Consider the following 25059-nt stretch of genomic DNA (forward strand, 5'->3'; position numbering starts at 1 on the left):
ATCAGTCGCGTACCGGGCCAGGCGCCAGGACTTCACGCGAACCGTTGGTATTCATGGACGTCACGACCCCGGCCATTTCCATGGCTTCGATCATGCGTGCGGCGCGGTTGTAGCCGATTTTCAGCTTGCGCTGAACCGCAGAGATGGACGCACGACGGCTTTCCAGGACGAACTGCACCGCTTCGTCGTAAAGCGCATCGGATTCGCTGTCTTCGTCGCCACCGCCACTGCCACCGTCGAAACCGCTACCGGCCTCCTCAACACCGGCCAGGATCTCGTCGTTGTATTCCGGTGCACCGCGCAGTTTCCAGGCTTCAACCACCCGGTGAACCTCGTCATCGGACACGAACGCGCCATGGACACGGATCGGCAGGCTGGTGCCCGGCGGCATGTAGAGCATGTCACCGTGGCCCAGCAGTTGCTCGGCACCGCCCTGGTCGATGATCGTCCGGGAGTCGATCTTGCTCGATACCTGGAACGCCATGCGCGTCGGGATGTTGGCCTTGATCAGACCGGTGATCACGTCAACCGACGGACGCTGGGTCGCGAGGATCAAGTGGATACCGGCCGCACGGGCCTTCTGAGCGATACGGGCGATCAGTTCTTCAACCTTCTTGCCGACGATCATCATCATGTCGGCGAATTCGTCGACGACCACGACGATGGTCGGCAGTTTGGTCAGCAGCGGCGCTTCGTCGTGAATGCTTTCGCGTTTGTACAACGGATCGGTCAGCGGCGTGCCCGCGTCCTGGGCTTCCTTGACCTTGGCGTTGAAGCCCGACAGGTTTCGTACGCCCATCTTCGCCATCAGTTTGTAGCGACGTTCCATCTCCGCCACGCTCCAGCGCAAGGCGTTGGCCGCGTCCTTCATGTCGGTCACGACCGGGCATAGCAGGTGCGGAATGCCTTCGTAGATCGACAGCTCGAGCATTTTCGGGTCGATCATGATCAGCTTGGCGTCTTCCGGGCCGGACTTGAACAGGATCGACAGGATCATCGCGTTCACACCCACCGACTTACCGGAACCGGTCGTACCGGCCACCAACAAGTGCGGCATTTTCGCCAGGTCAGTGATGACCGGCTTGCCGCCGATGTCGTGGCCCAGGGCCAGGGTGACCGGCGACTTGAAGTTGTCGTACTCAGGGGTCGACAGCACTTCGGAGAAACGCACGATCTGGCGGTCCTCGTTGGGAATCTCGATACCGACGGTGGTCTTGCCCGGAATCACTTCCACCACACGAACGCTGGTCACGGCCAGGGATCGCGCCAAGTCTTTCGCCAGGTTGGAGATGCGGCTGACTTTGACGCCAGCGGCCGGCTGGATTTCGTAACGGGTAATGACCGGGCCCGGATGGATCGAATCCACCGAGACTTCGACGCCGAATTCCTTGAGCTTGATTTCCAGCAAGTGGCCGACGGCGGCCAGCGATTCTGGAGAATAATTAAGTTGTTTCTTTTCGGCCGGGTCGAGAATCGAGATCGGCGGCAAGGTGCCTTCGACGGCGCTGTCGACGAACAACGGCGCCTGCTTCTCTTTCTCGACGCGCTTGCTCGGCGCTGCCGGCTTGGGCGGTGCGGGCGCGATGACGGGCGGCACCTGCTTCTCGCGGTCCGACATGTGCTTGCTCAGGGCCTGCTCACGCTCGATGAGGCGTTCCTTGACCTTGGCTTGCTCGCGTTTGTCCGTGACCGTCGGGGCGACCACGTCATGCACGCGATCGTCGACTTCACGCAGCTGCGCCACCAGTTGTTTGCGCTCGACACGGGCGCTCCACCAGCGATTGGCCGCGCCCTGGAACAGTTCGAAAAGGTCGAGGGTGATCTTGCCGGTAACGTCCATCACCTTGAACCACGACAGGTCAGTGAACACCGTCAGGCCGAACAGGAACAGCGCGATGAACAAGAGCGTGCTGCCCTGGATGTTCAGCGCGTTCCTGGCGAGGTCGCCAAGACTTTCGCCCAACGCGCCGCCCGCACCGGCCGGCAGACCGGTCGCCGCATGGAAATGGATATGCGCGAGTGCCGCGCCCGACAGCACCAGAAACACCAGGCCGATCAGGCGCCAGGAGAACAGCCAGCCGCTCCATTGCCACTGTTCGTGGCGCTGACGGAAGATCTGATAGGCCTTGATCGCCAGCAACAACGGGAAGATATAGGCGAAGTAACCCAGCACCATGAACAGGATATCGGCGCTGTAGGAGCCGACCGGCCCGCCGAAGTTCTGTACGTCGTCGATCTTGCTGTTATGGCTCCAGCCCGGATCGTCCTTGCCATAGGTCAACAAGGCCATCATCAGGAACAGGCACAGGCCACCGATGGCGATCAATGCACCTTCCTTGAGCCGGTAGTGCAAGTGCTGGCGCCAGAGTGGAACGACGACTGTTTTGGGTGCTGCGGTGGATTTCTTCAAAACGCTTCTTTTCCTGCGCCCATGGCGCGTCCATCTGTTGAATGACTATAAAAAACTGCCCAATCCAGGCAGGTAAAAAAGTTAACACGCGCAACTGGGACTACTTTTAACATTGCACCCCGGTTTTTATAAACACGGTACGCACAGCTTATTTTGTTTCAATCACTGTTACAGACGGCATTGTACGGGTTTGTTCGCCCGATGCCATGCTTGAAGCCCTTCGGTGTAGCATAGCCAAAAGCACGTTACGCGCGTTTCAATTTGAGCATGCATTCTCTTTTGTGACAAAGGCTTATGAGGTGTTTTTATGAGCGAACCGAAGCATTCCCGCCTGATCATTCTGGGTTCCGGCCCTGCCGGATACAGCGCAGCCGTTTATGCCGCCCGCGCCAACCTCAAACCCGTTGTCATTACCGGCATACAGGCAGGTGGCCAGCTAACCACGACCGTCGAAGTCGATAACTGGCCCGGCGACGTTGAAGGCCTCACCGGCCCGGTGCTGATGGAACGCATGCAAAAACACGCCGAGCGCTTTGCCACCGAGATCGTTTACGACCACATCCACACCGCCAAGTTGCAACAACGCCCGTTCGAGCTCATCGGCGACAGCGGCACATACACCTGCGACGCGCTGATTATCGCGACCGGCGCCTCGGCGCAATATCTGGGGCTGCCTTCGGAAGAGGCGTTTGCCGGCCGAGGGGTTTCGGCCTGCGCCACGTGCGACGGATTTTTTTATCGCAACCAAGTGGTCGCGGTGGTCGGCGGCGGCAACACTGCGGTTGAAGAAGCACTGTACTTGTCGAACATCGCCAAGGAAGTCCACCTGATTCACCGGCGCGACAAGTTGCGCTCGGAGAAGATTCTCCAGGACAAACTCTTCGAAAAAGCCGCCAACGGCAATATCCGCCTGCACTGGAACCAGAATCTCGATGAAGTGCTGGGTGATGCCAGTGGCGTGACCGGCGCCCGCCTGCGCGACAGCCACACAGGCGAAACCCGTGAATTGCCACTGGCCGGTGTGTTCATCGCGATCGGCCACAAGCCCAACACTGACCTGTTCGAGGGCCAGTTGAAAATGCGCGACGGCTATCTGCTGGTCAAGGGCGGCAGCGATGGCGATGCCACAGCTACCGAGATCCCGGGCGTGTTCGCCGCCGGCGACGTGGCCGATCACGTCTACCGACAGGCCGTAACCTCCGCCGGGGCCGGCTGCATGGCCGCGCTGGACGCCGAGAAATACCTCGACGACATTCCCACCGTTTGACGGCACACTTCACGGCGGGCCGCCAGCCCGTCACCGCCCTCCCCTTCTGCAAGCCCGGATGCCATGCTGACTTGGTTACAACGCAACACCCTGACGTTCCCGCCGTTGGAAAAAGCCATGCGCGACCCCAACGGGTTGCTGGCCGCGGGCGGAGATCTGTCCGCCGATCGTCTGATTCAGGCTTATCGCCACGGCTGCTTTCCATGGTTCTCGGAAGGCCAGCCGATCCTTTGGTGGTCGCCGGATCCGCGCACCGTCTTATTTCCCGACGAACTGCATGTCTCGCGCAGCCTGAATAAATTGCTGCGCCAGCAACGCTATCAAGTGACCTTCGATCAGGACTTTGCCTCGGTGATCAGCGCCTGCGCCGCGCCTCGGGACTACGCCGACGGCACCTGGATCACTGACGCGATGCAGACGGCTTACCTCGAGCTGCATCGACGTGGCTACGCGCATTCCGTTGAGGTTTGGGATGATGGCGTGCTGGTCGGCGGGCTCTATGGCCTGGCGATGGGTCAGCTGTTTTTCGGCGAATCCATGTTCAGCCGCGCCGACAACGCCTCGAAATATGGCTTTGCCACGCTGGTGCGACATCTGAAAGACTCAGGCTTTGTGCTGATCGACTGCCAGATGCCGACCGACCATCTGCACAGCCTCGGCGCCCGAGCGATTCCTCGGCGCAATTTCGCCAACTTCCTCGCACAACATCTGGATCAACCCAGCCGTGCAACCTGGGTTTGCTGAGCGACTTTTGCCCGTGTGGCTTACACTTAATCCAAAGCTTATTCCCGAGGGTTGATCATGACCGAGTTGGCGCGTTTGAAGTTTTATGCCACTCAGCCCCACTCTTGCAGCTATCTGCCCGAGGAGCAGGCCACGACCCTGTTTCTCGACCCTAGCCAGCCCATGGATGTGCATGTCTACGCAGACCTGTCTGAAATGGGTTTTCGTCGCAGCGGCGATCATCTCTACCGGCCTCATTGCCAGAATTGCAATGCCTGCGTCCCGGCGCGCATCCCTGTGGCGCAATTTTCGCCCAACCGTCAGCAGAAACGCATTTTCAAACGTAACGCCGACCTGCAAGTGCGCCCGGCCCGGCCGAAATTCAGCGAAGAGTATTTCGATCTCTACCAGCGCTACATCGAACAGCGTCACGCCGATGGCGACATGTACCCGCCGAGTCGCGACCAGTTTTCGACGTTCCTTGTGCGCGACCTGCCATTCTCCCGATTCTACGAATTTCGTCTCGAAGGCCGGCTCCTGGCAGTGGCCGTTACCGATTTGCTGCCGAACGGTCTGTCGGCGGTCTACACCTTCTACGAGCCCGATGAAGAACGTCGCAGCCTGGGTCGCTACGCGATCCTCTGGCAAATCGGCGAGGCCCGGCGCCTTGGACTGGAAGCGGTCTACCTCGGCTACTGGATCAAAAACTGCAAAAAGATGAGCTACAAGACGCAATATCGACCTATCGAACTGCTGATTAATCAGCGCTGGGTCATCCTGAACTAGAACCCCTTGGCTTAAACCCCATTTTTCGGGCACAATGCACGCCGCTTTTGCCTGGCGCAGTTGCACCGGGCCATTCATTGGACACCGAGGGCTTTACTGCATGTCGAAAGAAGACAGCTTCGAAATGGAAGGCACTGTCGTCGACACCCTGCCCAACACCATGTTTCGTGTGGAGTTGGAAAATGGGCACGTCGTAACCGCGCATATCTCCGGCAAGATGCGCAAGAACTACATTCGTATTCTTACCGGTGACAAAGTGCGCGTCGAGCTGACGCCCTATGACTTGAGCAAAGGGCGTATCACTTACCGCGCTCGCTAATCAAGTCAATACAAAACGCCCGGTTTATGCCGGGCGTTTTTGTTTGTCTGCGATTTGATGGATCAACACCATCCCCCAGTGGGAGCGAGCCTGCTCGCGATAGCGGCATTGCATTCAACATCAATGCAAGCTGACCCGCCGCCATCGCGAGCAGGCTCCCACAGGGCGAGGTGTCAGGCGTTCAAATTCGGCGAACAGCAAAAAGGCGCCTCTCGGCGCCTTTTGCTTTGTCGCGGTTAACGTCAGGCCATTTCGGCCGTGGTTTCGAACTCGAAGGTCAGCTCGCCGTCCTTGAGGTCGATGTGCACCACGCCACCATGGTCGGCCAGTTCGCCAAAGAGGATCTCTTCCGCCAGCGGACGCTTGATCTTGTCCTGGATCAAACGCGCCATTGGTCGAGCACCCATTGCCGAGTCGTAGCCACCTGCTGCCAGCCAGCTTCGCGCAGCGTCGGTCACTTCCAGCTGCACGCGCTTGTCTTCCAGCTGCGCCTGAAGCTCGGTAAGGAACTTGTCCACCACGCTTTTGATGACCTCATGGCTGAGGCGACCAAACTGGATAATGGTGTCCAGACGGTTGCGGAACTCCGGCGTGAAGCTCTTCTTGATCACTTCCATCGCATCGGACGAGTGGTCCTGATGGGTGAAACCGATCGAAGCACGCGCTGCTGTTTCGGCACCGGCGTTGGTCGTCATGATGACGATCACGTTACGGAAATCCGCCTTGCGCCCGTTGTTATCGGTCAACGTACCGTGGTCCATGACCTGCAACAGCAGGTTGAAGACTTCCGGATGCGCCTTCTCGATCTCATCGAGCAACAGCACGCAGTGAGGCTGCTTGGTGATGGCTTCGGTCAGCAGACCGCCCTGATCGAACCCGACATAACCTGGAGGCGCACCGATCAGACGCGATACGGTGTGGCGCTCCATGTACTCGGACATGTCGAAACGAACCAGCTCGATGCCCAACGCCTTGGCCAGCTGACGCGCCGCTTCGGTTTTACCGACGCCGGTCGGCCCTGCGAACAGGAACGAACCGACTGGCTTGTCAGGCGACTTGAGGCCAGCACGAGACAGTTTGATCGCGGTCGACAGCGAATCGATCGCGGCATCCTGGCCAAATACCGTCAGCTTCAGGTCACGCTCAAGGTTGCGCAGCAGCTCTTTGTCGGAGCTGGTGACGTGCTTAGGCGGAATCCGCGCGATTTTCGCAACGATGTCCTCGACCTGAGGCACCTCGATGCGTTTCACGCGTTTCTCGATCGGCTGCAGACGCTGATAGGCGCCCGCCTCGTCGATGACGTCGATGGCCTTGTCCGGCATGTGCCGGTCATTGATGTAGCGCGACGCCAGTTCAGCGGCGGCACGCAACGCCTCATCGCTGTATTCGATGTTGTGGTGCGCTTCAAAACGCCCTTTCAGGCCGCGCAGGATGCCGATGGTGTCTTCAACCGAAGGCTCCGACACATCAACCTTCTGGAAGCGCCGGGCCAAGGCACGGTCCTTCTCGAAGATCCCGCGGAATTCCTGGAACGTGGTTGAGCCGATGCAACGGATATCGCCCGACGACAGCAGCGGTTTGAGCAGGTTCGAGGCATCCATGACCCCACCGGACGCGGCACCCGCACCAATGATGGTGTGGATCTCGTCGATGAACAGGATCGCCTGCGGACGTTTTTTCAGCTCATTGAGCAGCGCCTTGAAGCGCTTCTCGAAGTCGCCACGGTATTTGGTCCCGGCCAGCAAGGCCCCCAGATCGAGGGAATAGACCACGCTGTTGGCCAGCAAGTCCGGCACCTGGTTGTCGACAATGCGTTTAGCCAGGCCTTCGGCAATCGCGGTTTTACCCACGCCCGCCTCGCCCACCAGTAGCGGGTTGTTTTTGCGACGACGCGCCAGGATCTGCGCGACACGCTCGACTTCCAGCTCACGGCCTACCAACGGATCGATACGACCCTGGCGCGCGAGTTCGTTGAGGTTGCTGGCATAAGCATCCAGAGGATTGCCTGAAGAAGAAGACTCACCGCCCTCGTCGTCCTGCATATCTTGCTCACCTTCAGAGTGATCGCCATGCCCCGGCACTTTGGAAATGCCATGGGCGATGTAGTTGACGACATCAATGCGCGCAACGCTCTGCTGTTTCAGCAGGAACACTGCCTGACTCTCTTGCTCACTGAAGATGGCGACCAGCACGTTAGCGCCAGTCACTTCGCGTTTGCCCGAGCTCTGTACGTGGAAAACAGCACGTTGCAGGACACGCTGGAAGCCCAGGGTTGGCTGGGTTTCGCGATCTTCGTCATGGACGGGGATCAAGGGCGTGGTGGAGTCGATGAACTCCTGCAGATCGTGCTTGAGTTTGTCGAGGTTTGCGCCGCAGGCACGCAAAACGGTGGCGGCAGCCTCATTGTCCAATAGGGCCAGCAGGAGGTGTTCGACGGTCATGAATTCATGACGCTTCGATCTAGCCTCCTTGAAGGCAAGATTGAGGGTGACTTCGAGCTCGCGGTTTAACATAGCTTCACCTCATACCCAAGTGGTCGGCGATTAACCGTCCTTCTCGATTTCACAGAGTAGCGGATGCTGGCTTTCCCTGGCGTACTGGTTGACCTGCATGGCCTTAGTCTCGGCGATGTCGCGGGTAAACACTCCACATACTGCCCGTCCTTCTGTGTGGACGGCCAGCATGACCTTGGTCGCCAGCTCCCGATTCAGGTTAAAAAACACCTCGAGCACTTCGACGACGAAATCCATCGGTGTGTAGTCATCGTTGAACAAAACCACCTTGTACATCGGCGGCGCCTGTAATGCAGGCTTTGCCTCCTGAACAGCAATGCCTGCGGAATCGTCGTCGTGGGGCTCCGGGTGATCTTTTTGGAGAGCCGGGCGATCCTGATTGAATGTTAGTCGAATCTGGCTGATTGCATGCATGGAAAGAAAGGTTCGTCAGTTGTTCAAATACAGTGGTGGGGGCGGCTATGGACGATTTCAACTCCGACCGCCCGGTCACCTTGACTATCGGCAAAACGGTGTTACAACCAATAGAGCCCACAGTGGGTAAAAAAGGTCCGCGGAGTCAATCTTATTTCGAGATTCGACTGCGGATGTACTGGATGATACTCCAGTGATGGAGTCTGTTGCAGAGGGATATGGGTATGTCAGTCGGCAAGGTGAAATGGTTCAACAATGCCAAGGGGTTCGGTTTCATTAACACCGACGCCAGAGAAGGTCGTGACGAAGATGGAAAAGATATCGACTTCTTTGCCCACTACTCGGCCATTGAGATGGACGGATATAAAACCCTCAAGGCCGGGCAAATCGTGAGTTTCCAGATTGTTCAGGGCCCCAAGGGGCTGCATGCCGTCGAAATCAAGGCTGCGACAACCGAAAATGAACAGACTGCCGCTGTCACCCCGCAGGAAACAGTAACGAGCTGACGCATCATTCAGTCATAAAAAAACCGCCCGACTCAATCACTGAATCGGGCGGTTTTTGTTATGCGGGAACTCGCTTACATATGCGAAATCAGCGCATCACCAAACGCAGAAGAAGACAGCAGCTTCGCGCCTTCCATCAGACGATGGAAATCATAGGTCACGGTTTTGGCGGAAATCGCGCCGTTGGTGCCCTTGATGATCAGGTCTGCCGCTTCGGTCCAACCCATGTGGCGCAGCATCATCTCTGCGGACAGGATCAGGGAACCCGGGTTGACCTGGTCCTTGCCGGCGTATTTCGGCGCAGTACCGTGGGTCGCTTCGAACATGGCAATGGTGTCGGACAGGTTGGCGCCCGGTGCAATACCGATACCGCCCACTTCCGCCGCCAGGGCGTCAGAGAGATAGTCGCCGTTCAGGTTCAGGGTCGCGATCACATCGTATTCGGCCGGGCGCAGCAGGATCTGCTGAAGCATGGCGTCGGCGATGGCGTCCTTGACGATGACGTTCTTGCCGGTTTTCGGATTCTTGAACTGCATCCACGGACCGCCGTCGAGCAGGGTCGCACCGAATTCTTCAGCGGCCACTTCGTAGGCCCATTCCTTGAAGGCACCTTCGGTGAACTTCATGATGTTGCCTTTGTGCACGATGGTCAGCGAGTCGCGGTCGTTGTCGACCACATACTGCAACGCCTTGCGCGCCAGACGCTTGGTGCCTTGCAGGGAAACCGGCTTGATGCCGATACCGCAGTTTTCGTCGAAACGGATCTTGGTGACGCCCATTTCATCTTTGAGGAACTTGATGACCTTGGTCGCTTCCGGCGAACCGGCTTTCCATTCGATACCGGCGTAGATGTCTTCCGAGTTCTCACGGAAGATCGTCATATCGACATCGCCTGGCTTCTTGACCGGGCTAGGTACGCCTTCGAACCAGCGCACCGGGCGCAGGCATACATAAAGGTCGAGTTGCTGACGCAGGGCCACGTTCAGGGAACGGATGCCGCCACCGACCGGGGTGGTCAGAGGGCCCTTGATGGAAACCACGTAATCCTTGACTGCGTCCAGGGTTTCCTGGGGAAGCCAGGTGTCCTGATCGTAAACCTGAGTCGCTTTCTCCCCGGCATAGACTTCCATCCAGGAAATTTTGCGCTCGCCGCCGTAAGCCTTCTTAACAGCAGCATCGACAACCTTGATCATGACCGGGCTGATATCAACGCCAATACCATCACCTTCGATGAAGGGGATGATCGGGTTGTTAGGAACATTGAGAGAATGGTCCGCGTTGACGGTGATTTTGTCGCCGACTGCTGGAACCTGAATCTTCTTGTATCCCATGCTGAACTCCATTGTTTGGATTGAACATCTGGCTTCGTTCGAGCGTACCCCAGTTAAATCGGCACGCAAACCCTATGTTCCATCCATCTGCCGCAAAGCTGCACAGTTCGCGACGTACAAGCCTGAAAGCAAAGGGAAAAGCGCCAAACTCAAGCACGGTGCAAGACTCTACGCCCCCCTCGCCCCTGCGACCTTTAGACCAATGGACGAGAATCGTTGCATATGAACCATCGGCAGATTGCCAGCTACCTATGTATAATGCCGCCCGCTGACCGCAGAGTCACGATGGCCGACCTCTCTACTACGAGGCTTGGGGCCTGAAAAAGCAGGGTTGTTACCGCAACCCACCCGCTTGACGCTCGACCGATGCACCCAACATCACCGCAAAGAAACCTCGACATTCGGCTCATGGATGACTTTGAACGAACGCGCTTACCCGGCGCCCCTCGAGTTTCTGCGCACGCTTTAGCAAAGAAGAGAGAGTTAATCCGAATATGCCCACCCGCTCGAAGATCATCTATACCTTCACCGACGAAGCTCCCGCCCTCGCCACCTATTCACTGTTGCCTATCGTAGAAGCGTTCACCGCTTCGGCTGATATCGCCGTGGAAACCCGCGATATCTCTCTTGCAGGGCGCATCCTGGCCAGCTTCCCCGAGCAATTGGGTGACAAAGCCGTAGCCGACCACCTCGCCGAACTGGGCGATCTGGCCGTTACGCCTGAAGCCAACATCATCAAGCTGCCGAACATCAGCGCCTCGGTTCCGCAACTGCAAGCCGCAATCAAAGAGCTGCAAGCCCAGGGCTTCGCCCTGCCGGACTACCCGGAAACCGTGGCCACCGACGCCGACAAGCTCGCCAAGTCGCGTTACGACAAGATCAAGGGCAGCGCCGTGAACCCGGTTCTGCGCGAAGGCAACTCTGATCGTCGTGCACCGCTGTCGGTCAAGAACTATGCACGCAAGCACCCGCACAAAATGGGCGCCTGGGCTGCGGACTCCAAGTCCCATGTCGCACACATGAGCACCGGTGATTTCTACGGCAGCGAAAAAGCCGCCCTGATCGACGCCGCTGATGCCGTCAAAATCGAACTGATCGCTCAAGACGGCACCACCACCGTCCTGAAAGAAAAAACCACCGTGCAAGCCGGTGAGATCCTCGATTGCGCGGTCATGAGCAAAAACGCTCTGCGCAGCTTCATCGCTGCCGAGATCGAAGACGCCAAGCAAAAAGGCGTGCTGCTGTCGGTTCACTTGAAAGCCACCATGATGAAGGTCTCCGACCCGATCATGTTCGGCCAGATCGTTGCCGAGTTCTATAAAGACGCACTGGCCAAGCACGCTGACGTGCTGGCACAGATCGGTTTCAACCTGAACAACGGCATCGGCGACCTGTACGCTCGCATCAAGGCCTTGCCGGCCGAGCAACAAGCGCAGATCGAAGCGGACATCCAGGCGGTCTACGCCGTTCGTCCGTCGTTGGCCATGGTCAACTCCGACAAAGGCATCACCAACCTGCACGTGCCGAGCGACGTGATCGTCGACGCCTCGATGCCGGCGATGATCCGTGACTCCGGCAAAATGTGGGGCACTGACGGTCAGCTGCACGACACCAAGGCGGTGATCCCGGATCGCTGCTACGCCACCATCTACCAGGCGGTGATCGAAGACTGCAAGCTGCACGGCGCTTTCGATCCGACCACCATGGGCAGCGTGCCAAACGTTGGCCTGATGGCGAAAAAAGCCGAAGAGTACGGTTCCCACGACAAGACGTTCCAGATCAAGGCCAACGGCGTGGTTCGGGTTTCCGACGGCGCTGGCCGCACTCTGCTGGAGCAGTCGGTTGAAGCCGGCGACATCTTCCGCATGTGCCAGACCAAAGACGCGCCGATCCAGGATTGGGTCAAACTGGCCGTCAACCGTGCCCGTGCAAGCGCAACCCCGGCTATTTTCTGGCTGGACCCGATGCGCGCCCACGACGGTGTAGTGATCGAGAAAGTTCAGGCCTACCTGAAGGATCACGACACCTCCGGCCTGGACATCCGCATCATGTCGCCAGTCGACGCGATGGCCTTCACCCTGGGCCGCACCCGCGAAGGCAAGGACACCATCTCGGTGACCGGCAACGTACTGCGCGACTACCTGACCGACCTGTTCCCGATCATGGAACTGGGCACCAGCGCCAAGATGCTGTCGATCGTTCCGCTGATGAATGGCGGCGGTCTGTTCGAAACCGGCGCCGGCGGTTCGGCACCGAAGCACGTTCAACAGCTGCTGGAAGAGAACTTCCTGCGCTGGGATTCCCTGGGCGAGTTCCTGGCCCTGGCCGCTTCCCTTGAGCATCTGGGTGTTACTTACAACAACCCGAAAGCGCTGGTGCTGGCCAAGACCCTGGATCAGGCCACTGGCCAGTTCCTGGACAACAACAAGTCGCCATCGCGCAAAGTCGGCAATATCGACAACCGCGGCAGCCACTTCTACCTGGCGCTGTACTGGGCCCAGGCCCTGGCCGCCCAGACCGAAGACGCTGCACTGCAAGCGCAGTTCGGCGAACTGGCCAAGACCCTGGCCGAGAACGAAGCAACCATCGTTGCCGAGCTCAACGCCGTTCAGGGCAAGCCAGTGGACATCGGCGGTTACTACCACGCTAATGCCGAGCTGATCAGCAAGGCCATGCGCCCAAGCAACACCTTCAACGCCGCGATCGCTGCGTTGGTTTAAGGTTGTAAGGATGCAAAGAAGCCCCGGCCCAGTGCCGGGGTTTCTGTTTGTGCCCCACACTTTTCATCTATGAAATACGCACCAATGCGGGAGCGAGCCTGCTCGCGATAGCGATATATCATTCAACATTGATGTCGACTGACCCACCGTCATCGCGAGCAGGCTCGCTCCCACACTGTTCTTTATTCCAATATTAGAAACCGAGGAAGCTTCATGGATTGGCTACCCCACATCACCGTCGCCACCATCGTCGAAGACAATGGTCGCTTTCTGATGGTCGAAGAACTCAAGCACGGACAAGCGGTGCTCAACCAGCCGGCCGGCCATCTGGACCCGGACGAAACCCTGATCGAAGCCGCCGTGCGCGAAACCCTGGAAGAAACCGGCTGGGACGTCGAACCGACGGGCGTGGTGGGCATTTACCTCTACACCGCCCCCAGCAACGGCGTGACCTACCAGCGGGTCTGTTTCACCGCAAAGCCGCTCAAACACTACCCCGACTATCAACTGGATGACGGCATCGTCGGCGCAAAATGGCTGACGCGTGACGAATTGCTGGCACAGCGCGCAAACTGGCGCAGTGAGCTGATCATCCGCTGTATCGATGATTATCTGGACGGCCAGCACTACAGTCTCGAACTGATCCGCCCTTCTCTTTAGCCTTGCGGGCTTCGGCCTGTTAGAATCGCGTCCTTTTTCAAGACACTCATTGAATCCCTATGCGTGATCCAGCCCCTTCTGACACACAAAAGAAGCGCGTCATTGTCGGCATGTCCGGCGGCGTGGACTCTTCCGTTTCCGCTCTCCTGCTGATCGAGCAGGGTTATGAGGTGGAAGGCCTGTTCATGAAGAACTGGGAAGAAGACGATGGAACGGAATACTGCACCGCCATGGACGACCTGGCGGATGCCCAGGCCGTATGCGACAAGATTGGCATCAAGCTGCACACCGCCAATTTCGCCGCCGAGTACTGGGACAACGTGTTCGAGCACTTCCTGGCCGAGTACAAGGCCGGTCGCACGCCGAACCCGGACATCCTGTGCAACCGCGAGATCAAGTTCAAGGCGTTCCTCGACTACGCCATGGTGCTCGGCGCCGACCTGATCGCTACCGGCCACTACGTGCGCCGCCGCGACATCGATGGCCGCACTGAACTGCTCAAGGGCCTGGACCCGAACAAGGACCAGAGCTATTTCCTGCACGCCGTCGGCGGCGAACAGATCGCCAAGACGCTGTTCCCGGTCGGTGAACTGGAAAAGCCCGAAGTGCGCGCGATTGCCGAGAAACACGAACTCGCCACCGCGAAGAAAAAGGATTCCACAGGGATCTGCTTTATCGGCGAACGCCGCTTCAGTGACTTCCTCAAGCAATACCTGCCGGCCCAACCGGGCGAGATCAAGACCACCGAAGGTGAAGTCATCGGCCGTCACCACGGCTTGATGTATCACACCATCGGCCAGCGTCAGGGCCTGGGCATCGGCGGCTTGAAAGACGCCGGTGACGAGCCATGGTACGTGCTGATCAAGGACCTGGAACACAACGAGCTGATCGTCGGCCAGGGCAATGACCATCCTTACCTGTTCTCCCGCGCCCTGCTCGCCTCGGACATCTATTGGGTCAACCCGATCGATCTGACCGAGCCGCGCAAGTTGACTGCCAAGGTTCGTTATCGCCAAAGCGATCAGCCCTGCACGCTGGAAAAAACCGCCACCGGCTATCGCGCCACCTTCGATGACCCACAGCGCGCGGTCACCCCGGGCCAGTCCGTGGTGTTCTACGACGGTGAAATCTGCCTCGGCGGCGGCGTGATTGAAGTCGCAGAGCCATGGAGCAGCAAGGCATGAACCCCACTCAGGAGCAACTGACGGCGCTGGGCGGCGTGTTTCTCGCCGCCGTCCTCGTCGACAAGATTGCCAAGACCGGCCAGACCACCGAAGCCGGCCTGACCTGCATGCTCGGCAGCCTGCTGATCCGCGACCCCAAGGACACCCTGGAAGTGTACGGCGGCGACGACCTCAATCTGCGCGAAGGCTATCGCGCATTGATCGGCGCCCTGGAACGCGACCCGAGCACCCTGCAGCGCGAACCGCTGCGTTACGCCCTGGCCATGCTGGGCCTGGAACGTCAGCTGGCCAAGCGCGACGACTTGCTCGATGTGATCGGCAAGCGTTTGCCGCAGATTCAATCCCAGGTCGAGCACTTCGGCCCGGCCCACGAAAACGTGATTGCGGCCTGCGGTGCGCTGTACCAGGACACCCTGAGCACCTTGCGCCAACGGATTCAGGTCCACGGCGACATGCGCAACCTGCAGCAACCGAGCAACGCCTCGAAAATCCGCGCCCTGTTGCTGGCCGGGATTCGTTCGGCGCGCCTGTGGCGGCAGTTGGGCGGCCATCGCTGGCAGCTGGTGATCAGCCGTCGCAAGTTGCTCAAAGAGCTTTACCCGCTGATGCGCAGCAGCTGAACCGCGCCCGCAACACCGCTTTAGATCTGTAACGCGTAATACGCCGGTCAGTTGGCAACGGACCGGCGGATTTTTTCATGTATGATACGCGCCCCATTTCGTTGCCCGACTGTCCGAGAACACCCCATGCAGCTTTCTTCGCTCACTGCGGTTTCCCCTGTTGACGGCCGCTACGCCGGCAAAACCCAGGCCCTGCGCCCAATTTTCAGCGAGTACGGCCTGATCCGTGCTCGCGTTCTGGTTGAAGTGCGCTGGCTCCAGCGCCTGGCCGCTCACCCAGGCATCAGCGAAGTGCCGGCGTTTTCCGCCGAAGCCAACGCGGTGCTGAACACCCTGGCGGAGAACTTCGCGCTGGAGCACGCCGAGCGTGTCAAAGAGATCGAGCGCACCACCAACCACGACGTCAAAGCCATCGAATACCTGCTCAAAGAGCAGGCGGCCAAGCTGCCGGAACTGGCCAAGGTCAGCGAGTTCATCCACTTTGCCTGCACCAGCGAGGACATCAACAACCTGTCCCACGCCCTGATGCTGCGCGAAGGTCGTGATGACGTGATGCTGCCGCTGATGCGCCAGACCGCTCAAGCCATCCGCGAACTGGCCATCCGTTTCGCTGACGTGCCAATGCTGTCGCGCACCCACGGTCAACCGGCCTCGCCGACCACCCTGGGCAAAGAGCTGGCGAACGTGGTTTACCGTCTGGAGCGTCAGATCGCTCAAGTCGCTGCCGTTCCGCTGCTGGGCAAGATCAACGGCGCTGTCGGCAACTACAACGCTCACCTGTCGGCCTACCCTGAGATCGACTGGGAAGAGAACGCCCGCGCCTTCATCGAAGACGAGCTGGGCCTGGGCTTCAACCCGTACACCACGCAGATCGAACCGCACGACTACATCGCCGAGCTGTTCGACGCGATCGCCCGCTTCAACACCATCCTGATCGACTTCGACCGCGACATCTGGGGCTACATTTCCCTGGGCTATTTCAAGCAGCGCACCATCGCTGGCGAAATCGGTTCGTCGACCATGCCGCACAAGGTCAACCCGATCGACTTCGAAAACTCCGAAGGCAACCTGGGTATCGCCAACGCGCTGTTCCAGCATTTGGCGAGCAAGCTGCCGATCTCCCGCTGGCAGCGTGACCTGACCGACTCCACCGTGCTGCGCAACCTCGGTGTCGGCTTCGCCCACAGCGTGATCGCGTACGAAGCCAGCCTCAAGGGCATCAGCAAACTGGAGCTCAACGCTCAGAAGATCGCAGCTGACCTGGACGCGTGCTGGGAAGTGCTGGCCGAGCCGATCCAGACCGTGATGCGTCGCTACAACATCGAAAACCCGTATGAAAAGCTGAAAGAGTTGACGCGTGGCAAGGGCATCAGCCCTGAAGCACTGCAAACTTTCATCGACGGCCTGGACATGCCAGCCGCTGCCAAGGCCGAGCTGAAATTGCTCACCCCGGCGAACTACATCGGTAACGCCGTGGCACAAGCCAAACGCATCTGATCGACCGTTTTACCCGTTTGAGACGCCCGGCAGCGCCGGGCGTTTTTATTCCCGTCTGAAAAGTGCATTTTTTCAATAGGTTACACATGAATCCTGACATTCCTCTTCAACTTCTGGGCGGCATCACGGCGCGCGAATTCCTGCGCGACTACTGGCAGAAAAAACCCCTGCTGATCCGTCAGGCGATTCCTGAATTCGAAAGCCCGATTGACGCCGACGAACTGGCTGGCCTGGCGCTGGAAGAAGAAGTTGAATCGCGCCTGGTAATCGAAAACGGCGAGCGCCCTTGGGAATTGCGTCGCGGTCCGTTCGCCGAAGACGAATTCAGCAAACTGCCGGAACGTGACTGGACCCTGCTGGTTCAAGCGGTTGACCAGTTCGTTCCGGAAGTTTCTGAGCTGCTGGAAAACTTCCGCTTCCTGCCGAGCTGGCGCGTCGACGACGTGATGATCAGCTTCGCCGCCCCGGGTGGCAGCGTCGGACCGCACTTCGATAACTACGATGTGTTCCTGCTGCAGGGTCACGGCAAGCGCAACTGGAAAATCGGCCAGATGTGCGATTCCGAGAGCAAGTTGCTGCAACACGCGGACCTGCGCATCCTCGCTGATTTCGAAGCCACCGATGAGTGGGTCCTGGAACCTGGCGACATGCTCTACCTGCCGCCGCGCCTGGCCCACTGCGGTGTTGCGATTGATGACTGCATGACCTACTCGGTCGGCTTCCGCGCCCCGAGCGCTTCTGAAGTGCTGACTCACTTCACTGACTTCCTCAGCCAGTTCCTGACCGATGAAGAGCGCTACACCGATGCCGACGCCCTGCCGGCGGTCGATCCGCACCAGATTCAGCACGACGCCCTTGATCGCCTGAAAGCCTTGCTGGCCGAGCACATGAGCGACGAGCGCCTGCTGCTGACCTGGTTTGGCCAGTACATGACCGAGCCGCGCTACCCGGAACTCGTGGCAGGCCCGGAAGAGATCGAAGAAGACGACCTGCTTGCCAGCCTGGAGCAAGGCGCAATACTGATCCGCAACCCGAGCGCACGCCTGGCCTGGTCCGAAGTCGATGACGACCTGTTGTTGTTCGCCAGCGGCCAGAGCCGTTATCTGCCAGGCAAGCTGCGTGAGCTGCTGAAAATGATCTGCGCTGCCGACTCCCTGCACGCCGACAATCTGGGCGAGTGGCTGACCGACGAAGACAGCCGCGGCTTGCTGTGCGAACTGATCAAGCAAGGAAGCCTGGGGTTTGCCGATGAATAAAATTCACGTTCGTGTCGCAGACTGGCAAAAGGACAACGCCGAGATCCGGCGCATTCGTGAGACGGTGTTCATTGCCGAGCAATCCGTTCCGCCAGAATTGGAATGGGATGCGGATGACGCAACGGCGGTGCATTTCCTGGCCTTCGAAGGCGACTTTCCGATTGGCACCGCCCGCCTGCTGCCCGATGGGCACATTGGCCGGGTCTCGGTGCTGAAAGACTGGCGCGGTTTGAAAGTCGGCGATGCGCTGATGCAAGCGGTGATCGGTGAAGCCGAGAAGCGCGATCTGAAGCAGCAGATGCTGAGCGCACAGGTCCAGGCCACGGCGTTCTATGAGCGCCTGGGCTTCAGCCTGGTCAGTGAGGAGTTCCTGGAAGCCGGGATTCCGCATGTGGACATGGTGCGGCACTCCGCTTAATTCCCTGTGATGGGAGATTACTGTGGCGAGGGAGCTTGCTCCCGCTGGGGCGCGAAGCGTTCCCAAGATTTTTAGGGCTGCTGTGCAGCCCAGCGGGAGCAGCCGCCCTCACCACAAAAGCCCACCAGAACACCACAAAACGCCTCGCCATCGACCGATGCCGGGGCGTTTTGCTGTCTACGATTCAACTTGCCCCACGCCGGGCCGACAAACTGGCAATATCAACACTTCAAGATGTCGGAGATAACGGATATGTCCCTACGCACCCTGCTCACCACGCTGCTGCTGACGTGCAGTTTTTCAGTCATGGCAGCCACCGAGATCGTGCCCCTGAATTACCACACCAGCGCCGACATGCTACCCATGGCACAGGATTTCATCGGCAAGGACGGCCAGGTCAGCGCTTACGGCAACCAACTGATTGTCAACGCAGAACAGCGCAAGATCGACGAACTTAAGGCCCTTGTCGCACAACTCGACGTTGCCGCAAAGCGCCTGCTGATCACGGTCGACACCAACGAAAACAACTTCCAGGGCGACCAAGGCTACTCGGTCAACGGCGCCAAACCGAGCCAGACGCGCATCATCAATCGCAGCACCGACAGCCGCGATGGCGGCATCCAGCAGATTCAGGCCAGCGAAGGCACACCGGCGCTGATTCAGGTCGGCCAAAGCGTCCCGCTCACCAGCACTCAGACCGATTCCTATGGTGATCTGCGCAGCCAGACCGAGTACCGCAACGTCACTCAGGGCTTCTACGTCACCGCCAGCGTTACCGGCGACATCGTTCACTTGGCGATCAGTACCAACCGTGACCGCATGAGCCAGGAACGTCCAGATGTAGTGAATGTGCAAAGTACCGACACAACTGTCACGGGACGCTTGGGCGAGTGGATCACCCTGGCCGGTGTGAACCGTCAGACCCAAGCCGATAAACAGGGCCAGACCCGCAGCTACTCGACTCAGGGCCGGGATGACATGACGTTGCGGGTGAAAGTCGATACTTTGGACTAAACCACCGAAAACTGACTGATTAGTCGTATTAGACCAAAGATGTAGTGCCCGAAAAAAAGCACTACAAAACGTTTGACGATACAAAAAAGCAAAGGCATGATGGCCTCGCTCCCGCTAATCAGGGGCCCTGGCAAGGGCCTTCGAGGCGCTGCTCGCATCTACCCCGCGAGCCGCTTCGTGTCTGTACCGCCCACAAGGTGTGTTTGACGAGGTTGCCGACTGGAACGAAGTTGTCCCGAGGGACGGAAGCGTAATTAGGTAACCCGGCTCCACACTGAAGTTCGTACCAAGGCCCACGACGCCCGAATGCGCTCGCCAGTTCGCCCTTACCTGCTCACTTCCCCTCGAGCCCATCGTTCATCCCGTCGCCAATCCCGCCGAATCCGACTTGACCACCTAAGCTTCTGGTCAGCGAGCAGCCTCTTACGCCCCAATTGAATCGCGTACTTGGCAGGAGCAGGAATTTTCCACACAGACCTATGCGACGAGGTTTATCTCCATGGCACTGACACGCGAACAGCAAATTGCAGCCCTCGAAAAAGATTGGGCTGAAAACCCACGCTGGAAAGGCGTGACACGCGCTTACTCCGCTGCTGACGTCGTCCGCCTGCGTGGCTCGGTTCAACCTGAGCACACCTTTGCAAAACTGGGCGCCGAGAAGCTGTGGAACCTGGTCACCCAGGGCGCCAAGCCATCCTTCCGTCCTGATAAAGATTTCGTCAACTGCATGGGCGCCCTGACCGGCGGCCAGGCTGTACAACAAGTCAAAGCCGGTATCCAGGCGATCTACCTGTCGGGCTGGCAGGTTGCTGCGGACAACAACTCCGCCGAATCGATGTACCCGGACCAGTCGCTGTACCCGGTGGACTCGGTTCCAACCGTGGTCAAGCGCATCAACAACTCGTTCCGTCGTGCCGACCAGATCCAGTGGAAAGCCGGCAAAGGCCCGGGCGACGAAGGTTACATCGACTACTTCGCACCGATCGTGGCTGACGCTGAAGCCGGTTTCGGCGGCGTTCTGAACGCTTACGAGCTGATGAAGAGCATGATCGAAGCAGGCGCCGCCGGCGTTCACTTCGAAGACCAACTGGCTTCCGTGAAAAAATGCGGCCACATGGGCGGCAAAGTACTGGTTCCTACCCAGGAAGCTGTACAGAAGCTGACCGCTGCTCGTCTGGCAGCTGACGTTGCTGGCACACCGACCATCATTTTGGCTCGTACCGACGCTAACGCGGCTGACCTGCTGACTTCCGATTGCGACCCATACGACCAGCCGTTCGTGACTGGCGAACGTACTCAGGAAGGCTTCTACAAAGTACGCGCCGGCCTGGACCAGGCGATCGCTCGCGGCCTGGCTTACGCTCCGTACGCCGACCTGATCTGGTGCGAAACCGCCAAGCCGGACCTGGACGAAGCTCGTCGTTTCGCTGAAGCGATCAAAAAGGAATACCCGGACCAACTGCTGTCGTACAACTGCTCGCCTTCCTTCAACTGGAAGAAAAACCTGGACGACGCGACCATCGCCAAGTTCCAGCGCGAACTGTCCGCCATGGGTTACAAGCACCAGTTCATCACCCTGGCCGGCATTCACAACATGTGGCACAGCATGTTCAACCTGGCGCACGACTACGCCCGCAACGACATGACTGCCTACGTGAAACTGCAAGAGCAAGAGTTCGCTGACGCTTCGAAGGGCTACACCTTCGTGGCTCACCAGCAGGAAGTGGGCACCGGCTACTTCGACGACATGACCACCGTGATTCAAGGTGGCACGTCTTCGGTAACCGCCCTGACCGGTTCGACCGAAGAAGAACAGTTCCACTGATCCGATTCGCCTGAGCAAACGGCCGTTGCGGACCGAATAGAAAGCTAACCGCAACGTCGCACATCTGACGCCCCGACTGGTTCGGGGCGTTTTTTTGCCTGCATTTTTTGAAACACCACCGCCCCCCCCGTAGGAGCGAGGCTTGCCCGCGAAGAACGATGACGCGGTAAGTCTGAAGCACCGCGGCGTATTCTTCGCGGGCAAGCCTCGCTCCTACGGGGGAACGCGTGCAGCCAAAAACCTTGATTCAGAGCAGTTTCAAGATCAGGAAAGCAGGGTAAAACAACCCCGCCCGCTACTTGTAGTAACGCGCATATAAGACAACTTCCCCGCCCCAACCTGGATAACCAGTTTAAAAACCATCGCAAACAATAATGATTGTCATTTGGCGGCAACTATGTTCGTTACATTCCCTACAAAACAATATTGATGAAAACCCGGCTAATGCCCGCAACGCATGGGCTGCGTGGCTTTGGAGGTGCGCTATGTCCTTATTCCTGTAAATAATTTCGCTATAGGAATTTTACTTGCACGGTGTTGTGCCATAAAATCAGCGGGATTGATTGCTGCGACATATCGTCACTGCGTTGTTTCTTTTTCAAGCTCAGAGACCTTTGCTCTCTGTTAAGGATTTCCAGCATGCCCGAAGCGACAGGACTCATGGCCCACAACTGGGGCTTTGCCATTTTCCTTCTGGGCGTTGTCGGCCTCTGCGCCTTCATGCTCGGCGTCTCCAGCCTCCTCGGGTCAAAAGCCTGGGGCCGCAGCAAAAACGAACCGTTCGAGTCAGGCATGCTACCTACAGGTGGCGCCCGCTTGCGGCTCTCAGCCAAATTCTATCTGGTCGCGATGCTCTTCGTGATCTTCGATATCGAAGCCCTCTTTCTCTTTGCCTGGTCTGTGTCCGTCCGCGAAAGCGGCTGGACCGGATTCGTCGAAGCTCTCGTTTTCATAGCAATTCTGTTGGCAGGTCTTGTCTACCTGTTCCGAGTGGGCGCCCTTGACTGGGCTCCGGAAGCTCGTCGCAAGCGGCAGGCGAAGCTGAAACAATGAGGCTTTGGCAATGCAATACAATCTCACCAGGATCGACCCCGATGCTCCTAACGAGCAGTATCCGATTGGCGAACGGGAAACCGTTTCCGATCCGTTAGAAGATCAAGTCCACAAAAACATCTTCATGGGCAAGCTCGAAGACGTGCTTAACGGCACAGTCAACTGGGGGCGCAAGAACTCCCTGTGGCCGTATAACTTCGGTCTTTCGTGCTGCTACGTGGAAATGACCACCGCCTTCACGGCGCCCCACGACATCGCGCGCTTTGGCGCCGAGGTTATCCGGGCATCGCCGCGTCAGGCGGATTTCATGGTTATCGCTGGTACCTGCTTCATCAAGATGGCGCCGATCATTCAGCGTCTCTACGAGCAAATGCTCGAACCTAAATGGGTTATCTCCATGGGTTCGTGCGCCAACTCCGGTGGCATGTACGACATCTACTCCGTCGTTCAAGGGGTGGACAAGTTCCTGCCCGTGGACGTCTACGTGCCTGGCTGCCCGCCCCGCCCTGAAGCTTTTTTGCAAGGCTTGATGCTCTTGCAAGAGTCGATTGGACAGGAGCGTCGTCCGCTTTCCTGGGTCGTCGGTGATCAAGGCGTGTACCGCGCCGAGATGCCTTCGCAAAAGGAACAGCGCCGCGAACAGCGAATCGCAGTCACCAACCTGCGCAGCCCCGACGAAGTCTGATCCAGCTCTGCTTCTTTAATAGAACGAGAAACTGGCTTCATTCTTTACGTTGACCGAAAGCGATAAATAACCATGACTACAGGCAGTGCTCTGTACATCCCGCCTTATAAGGCAGACGACCAGGATGTGGTCGTCGAACTGAACAACCGTTTTGGCCCCGAGGCGTTCACCGCCCAGCCTACCCGCACCGGCATGCCGGTGCTTTGGGTTGCCCGTGCCAAACTCGTCGAAGTCCTGACCTTCCTGCGCAACCTGCCCAAGCCGTACGTCATGCTCTATGACCTGCACGGCGTGGACGAGCGTCTGCGCACCAAGCGTCAAGGGCTGCCAAACGGCGCCGACTTCACTGTGTTCTATCACTTGATGTCGATCGAACGTAATAGTGACGTCATGATCAAGGTCGCCTTGTCCGAGAGCGACCTTAGCGTGCCGACCGTGACCGGTATCTGGCCGAACGCCAACTGGTACGAGCGTGAAGTGTGGGACATGTACGGCATCAACTTTGCCGGTCACCCGCACCTGACCCGCATCATGATGCCGCCGACCTGGGAAGGTCACCCACTGCGCAAGGACTTCCCGGCCCGTGCCACCGAGTTCGATCCGTTCAGCCTCACCCTGGCCAAGCAACAGCTTGAGGAAGAAGCCGCGCGCTTCAAGCCTGAAGACTGGGGCATGAAGCGTTCCGGGGCGAACGAGGACTACATGTTCCTCAACCTCGGTCCTAACCACCCTTCTGCGCACGGTGCGTTCCGCATCATCTTGCAGCTGGACGGTGAAGAGATCGTCGACTGCGTGCCGGACGTCGGTTACCACCACCGTGGTGCCGAGAAGATGGCCGAGCGTCAGTCCTGGCACAGTTTCATTCCGTACACCGACCGTATCGACTACCTCGGCGGCGTGATGAACAACCTGCCGTACGTGCTCTCGGTCGAGAAGCTGGCCGGCATCAAGGTGCCCGAGAAGGTCGACGTCATCCGCATCATGATGGCCGAGTTCTTCCGGATCACCAGCCACCTGCTGTTCCTGGGGACTTACATCCAGGACGTCGGCGCCATGACCCCGGTGTTCTTCACGTTCACCGACCGTCAGAAGGCGTACACGGTGATCGAAGCCATTACCGGTTTCCGTCTGCACCCGGCCTGGTACCGCATCGGCGGCGTCGCTCACGACCTGCCGCGCGGCTGGGAAAAACTGGTGAAAGACTTCGTCGAGTGGATGCCAAAGCGCCTGGACGAATACCAGAAAGCCGCGCTGGACAACAGCATCCTCAAAGGCCGGACCATCGGTGTCGCCGCCTACAACACCAAAGAAGCCTTCGAATGGGGCGTCACTGGTGCAGGCTTGCGTTCGACCGGTTGCGACTTCGACCTGCGCAAAGCGCGCCCGTACTCCGGTTACGAGAACTTCGAATTCGAAGTGCCGCTGGCCGTCAATGGCGATGCCTACGATCGTTGCATCGTGCGCGTCGAAGAAATGCGCCAGAGCATCAAGATCATCGAGCAGTGCATGCGCAACATGCCGGAAGGCCCGTACAAGGCGGATCACCCGCTGACCACGCCGCCACCGAAAGAACGCACGCTGCAGCACATCGAGACCCTGATCACGCACTTCCTGCAAGTTTCGTGGGGCCCGGTCATGCCGGCCAACGAATCCTTCCAGATGATCGAAGCGACCAAGGGCATCAACAGTTATTACCTGACGAGCGATGGCGGCACCATGAGCTACCGCACCCGGATTCGCACCCCAAGCTTCCCGCACCTGCAGCAGATCCCTTCGGTGATCAAAGGCAGCATGGTCGCGGACTTGATCGCGTACCTGGGTAGTATCGATTTCGTTATGGCCGACGTGGACCGCTAAG

The 25059-nt window shown here is 58.7% G+C and carries 21 protein-coding genes; 17 read left to right on the forward strand and 4 right to left on the reverse strand.

Features of this window, described 5'->3' with window-relative positions:
- Position 1 precedes the first annotated feature (1 nt).
- On the reverse strand, positions 2-2410 hold the full coding sequence (locus BLU63_RS31650; protein WP_010458906.1) for a DNA translocase FtsK: 2409 nt from the start codon (positions 2408-2410) through the stop codon (positions 2-4).
- 307 nt (positions 2411-2717) lie between these two features.
- Between BLU63_RS31650 and trxB the strand changes: the two genes are divergently transcribed.
- The 4 genes from trxB to infA all read left to right on the forward strand — a co-directional run bounded on the left by trxB (position 2718) and on the right by infA (position 5505).
- A complete protein-coding gene (gene trxB / locus BLU63_RS31655; protein ID WP_077748745.1) occupies positions 2718-3677 on the forward strand; it encodes a thioredoxin-disulfide reductase in 960 nt (319 codons plus the stop codon).
- A 63-nt stretch (positions 3678-3740) separates the two neighbouring features.
- Entirely contained in the window at positions 3741-4421 is a 681-nt protein-coding gene (gene aat, locus BLU63_RS31660; RefSeq protein WP_083377162.1) for a leucyl/phenylalanyl-tRNA--protein transferase, read from the forward strand.
- Between the two features lie 57 nt (positions 4422-4478).
- Entirely contained in the window at positions 4479-5186 is a 708-nt protein-coding gene (locus BLU63_RS31665) for an arginyltransferase (RefSeq protein WP_010458901.1), read from the forward strand.
- A 100-nt stretch (positions 5187-5286) separates the two neighbouring features.
- A complete protein-coding gene (infA, locus tag BLU63_RS31670; protein WP_002553999.1) occupies positions 5287-5505 on the forward strand; it encodes a translation initiation factor IF-1 in 219 nt (72 codons plus the stop codon).
- 242 nt (positions 5506-5747) lie between these two features.
- On the opposite strand, the gene clpA is transcribed toward infA, so the two are convergent.
- Both clpA and clpS read right to left on the reverse strand, forming a co-directional pair.
- Positions 5748-8018 carry an ATP-dependent Clp protease ATP-binding subunit ClpA gene (clpA, locus tag BLU63_RS31675; RefSeq protein ID WP_007946437.1) on the reverse strand — a complete coding sequence of 757 codons (2271 nt, stop codon included), beginning with the start codon at positions 8016-8018 and terminating at the stop codon, positions 5748-5750.
- Between the two features lie 30 nt (positions 8019-8048).
- The gene (clpS, locus tag BLU63_RS31680) at positions 8049-8432 is read right to left on the reverse strand and encodes an ATP-dependent Clp protease adapter ClpS (protein ID WP_010458899.1); all 384 of its coding nucleotides are present in this window, start codon (positions 8430-8432) and stop codon (positions 8049-8051) included.
- A gap of 224 nt (positions 8433-8656) precedes the next feature.
- Here clpS and BLU63_RS31685 point away from each other — a divergent pair, with 224 nt between their 5' ends.
- Positions 8657-8938 (forward strand): cold shock domain-containing protein, encoded by a 282-nt coding sequence (locus tag BLU63_RS31685; RefSeq protein ID WP_042932186.1) that lies wholly within the window; start codon positions 8657-8659, stop codon positions 8936-8938.
- 74 nt (positions 8939-9012) lie between these two features.
- On the opposite strand, the gene icd is transcribed toward BLU63_RS31685, so the two are convergent.
- Positions 9013-10269 carry an NADP-dependent isocitrate dehydrogenase gene (icd, locus tag BLU63_RS31690; RefSeq protein ID WP_010458895.1) on the reverse strand — a complete coding sequence of 419 codons (1257 nt, stop codon included), beginning with the start codon at positions 10267-10269 and terminating at the stop codon, positions 9013-9015.
- 494 nt (positions 10270-10763) lie between these two features.
- Here icd and BLU63_RS31700 point away from each other — a divergent pair, with 494 nt between their 5' ends.
- The 12 genes from BLU63_RS31700 to nuoC all read left to right on the forward strand — a co-directional run bounded on the left by BLU63_RS31700 (position 10764) and on the right by nuoC (position 25058).
- Entirely contained in the window at positions 10764-12989 is a 2226-nt protein-coding gene (locus tag BLU63_RS31700; protein ID WP_083377163.1) for an NADP-dependent isocitrate dehydrogenase, read from the forward strand.
- A 213-nt stretch (positions 12990-13202) separates the two neighbouring features.
- Entirely contained in the window at positions 13203-13649 is a 447-nt protein-coding gene (locus tag BLU63_RS31705; protein WP_083377164.1) for an NUDIX hydrolase, read from the forward strand.
- Between the two features lie 59 nt (positions 13650-13708).
- A complete protein-coding gene (gene mnmA / locus BLU63_RS31710) occupies positions 13709-14833 on the forward strand; it encodes a tRNA 2-thiouridine(34) synthase MnmA (protein ID WP_010458889.1) in 1125 nt (374 codons plus the stop codon).
- Positions 14830-15453 carry a high frequency lysogenization protein HflD gene (gene hflD, locus BLU63_RS31715; protein WP_010458887.1) on the forward strand — a complete coding sequence of 208 codons (624 nt, stop codon included), beginning with the start codon at positions 14830-14832 and terminating at the stop codon, positions 15451-15453. Before mnmA ends, hflD begins: the two co-directional genes overlap by 4 nt.
- A 126-nt stretch (positions 15454-15579) precedes the next feature.
- Positions 15580-16950, forward strand: a complete 1371-nt coding sequence (gene purB, locus BLU63_RS31720) for an adenylosuccinate lyase (RefSeq protein ID WP_010458886.1) — start codon at positions 15580-15582, stop codon at positions 16948-16950.
- 86 nt (positions 16951-17036) lie between these two features.
- Entirely contained in the window at positions 17037-18206 is a 1170-nt protein-coding gene (locus BLU63_RS31725; RefSeq protein ID WP_083377165.1) for a ribosomal protein uL16 3-hydroxylase, read from the forward strand.
- Complete coding sequence (locus tag BLU63_RS31730; RefSeq protein ID WP_083377166.1) at positions 18199-18624, forward strand: GNAT family N-acetyltransferase; 426 nt, start codon at positions 18199-18201, stop codon at positions 18622-18624. Before BLU63_RS31725 ends, BLU63_RS31730 begins: the two co-directional genes overlap by 8 nt.
- A 252-nt stretch (positions 18625-18876) precedes the next feature.
- Positions 18877-19638: a secretin N-terminal domain-containing protein gene (locus BLU63_RS31740; protein WP_077748740.1), complete on the forward strand. Its 762-nt coding sequence runs from the start codon at positions 18877-18879 to the stop codon at positions 19636-19638.
- 499 nt (positions 19639-20137) lie between these two features.
- Complete coding sequence (aceA, locus tag BLU63_RS31745; protein WP_010458877.1) at positions 20138-21463, forward strand: isocitrate lyase; 1326 nt, start codon at positions 20138-20140, stop codon at positions 21461-21463.
- Between the two features lie 639 nt (positions 21464-22102).
- A complete protein-coding gene (locus BLU63_RS31750) occupies positions 22103-22516 on the forward strand; it encodes an NADH-quinone oxidoreductase subunit A (protein ID WP_003223812.1) in 414 nt (137 codons plus the stop codon).
- A 10-nt stretch (positions 22517-22526) separates the two neighbouring features.
- On the forward strand, positions 22527-23201 hold the full coding sequence (locus BLU63_RS31755; RefSeq protein ID WP_010458867.1) for a NuoB/complex I 20 kDa subunit family protein: 675 nt from the start codon (positions 22527-22529) through the stop codon (positions 23199-23201).
- A 72-nt stretch (positions 23202-23273) separates the two neighbouring features.
- Complete coding sequence (gene nuoC, locus BLU63_RS31760) at positions 23274-25058, forward strand: NADH-quinone oxidoreductase subunit C/D (RefSeq protein ID WP_083377168.1); 1785 nt, start codon at positions 23274-23276, stop codon at positions 25056-25058.
- The last annotated feature ends 1 nt before the right edge of the window (position 25059 follow it).

The sequence above is a fragment of the Pseudomonas mandelii genome (assembly GCF_900106065.1).
GTDB classification, from domain to species: Bacteria; Pseudomonadota; Gammaproteobacteria; order Pseudomonadales; family Pseudomonadaceae; genus Aquipseudomonas; species Aquipseudomonas mandelii.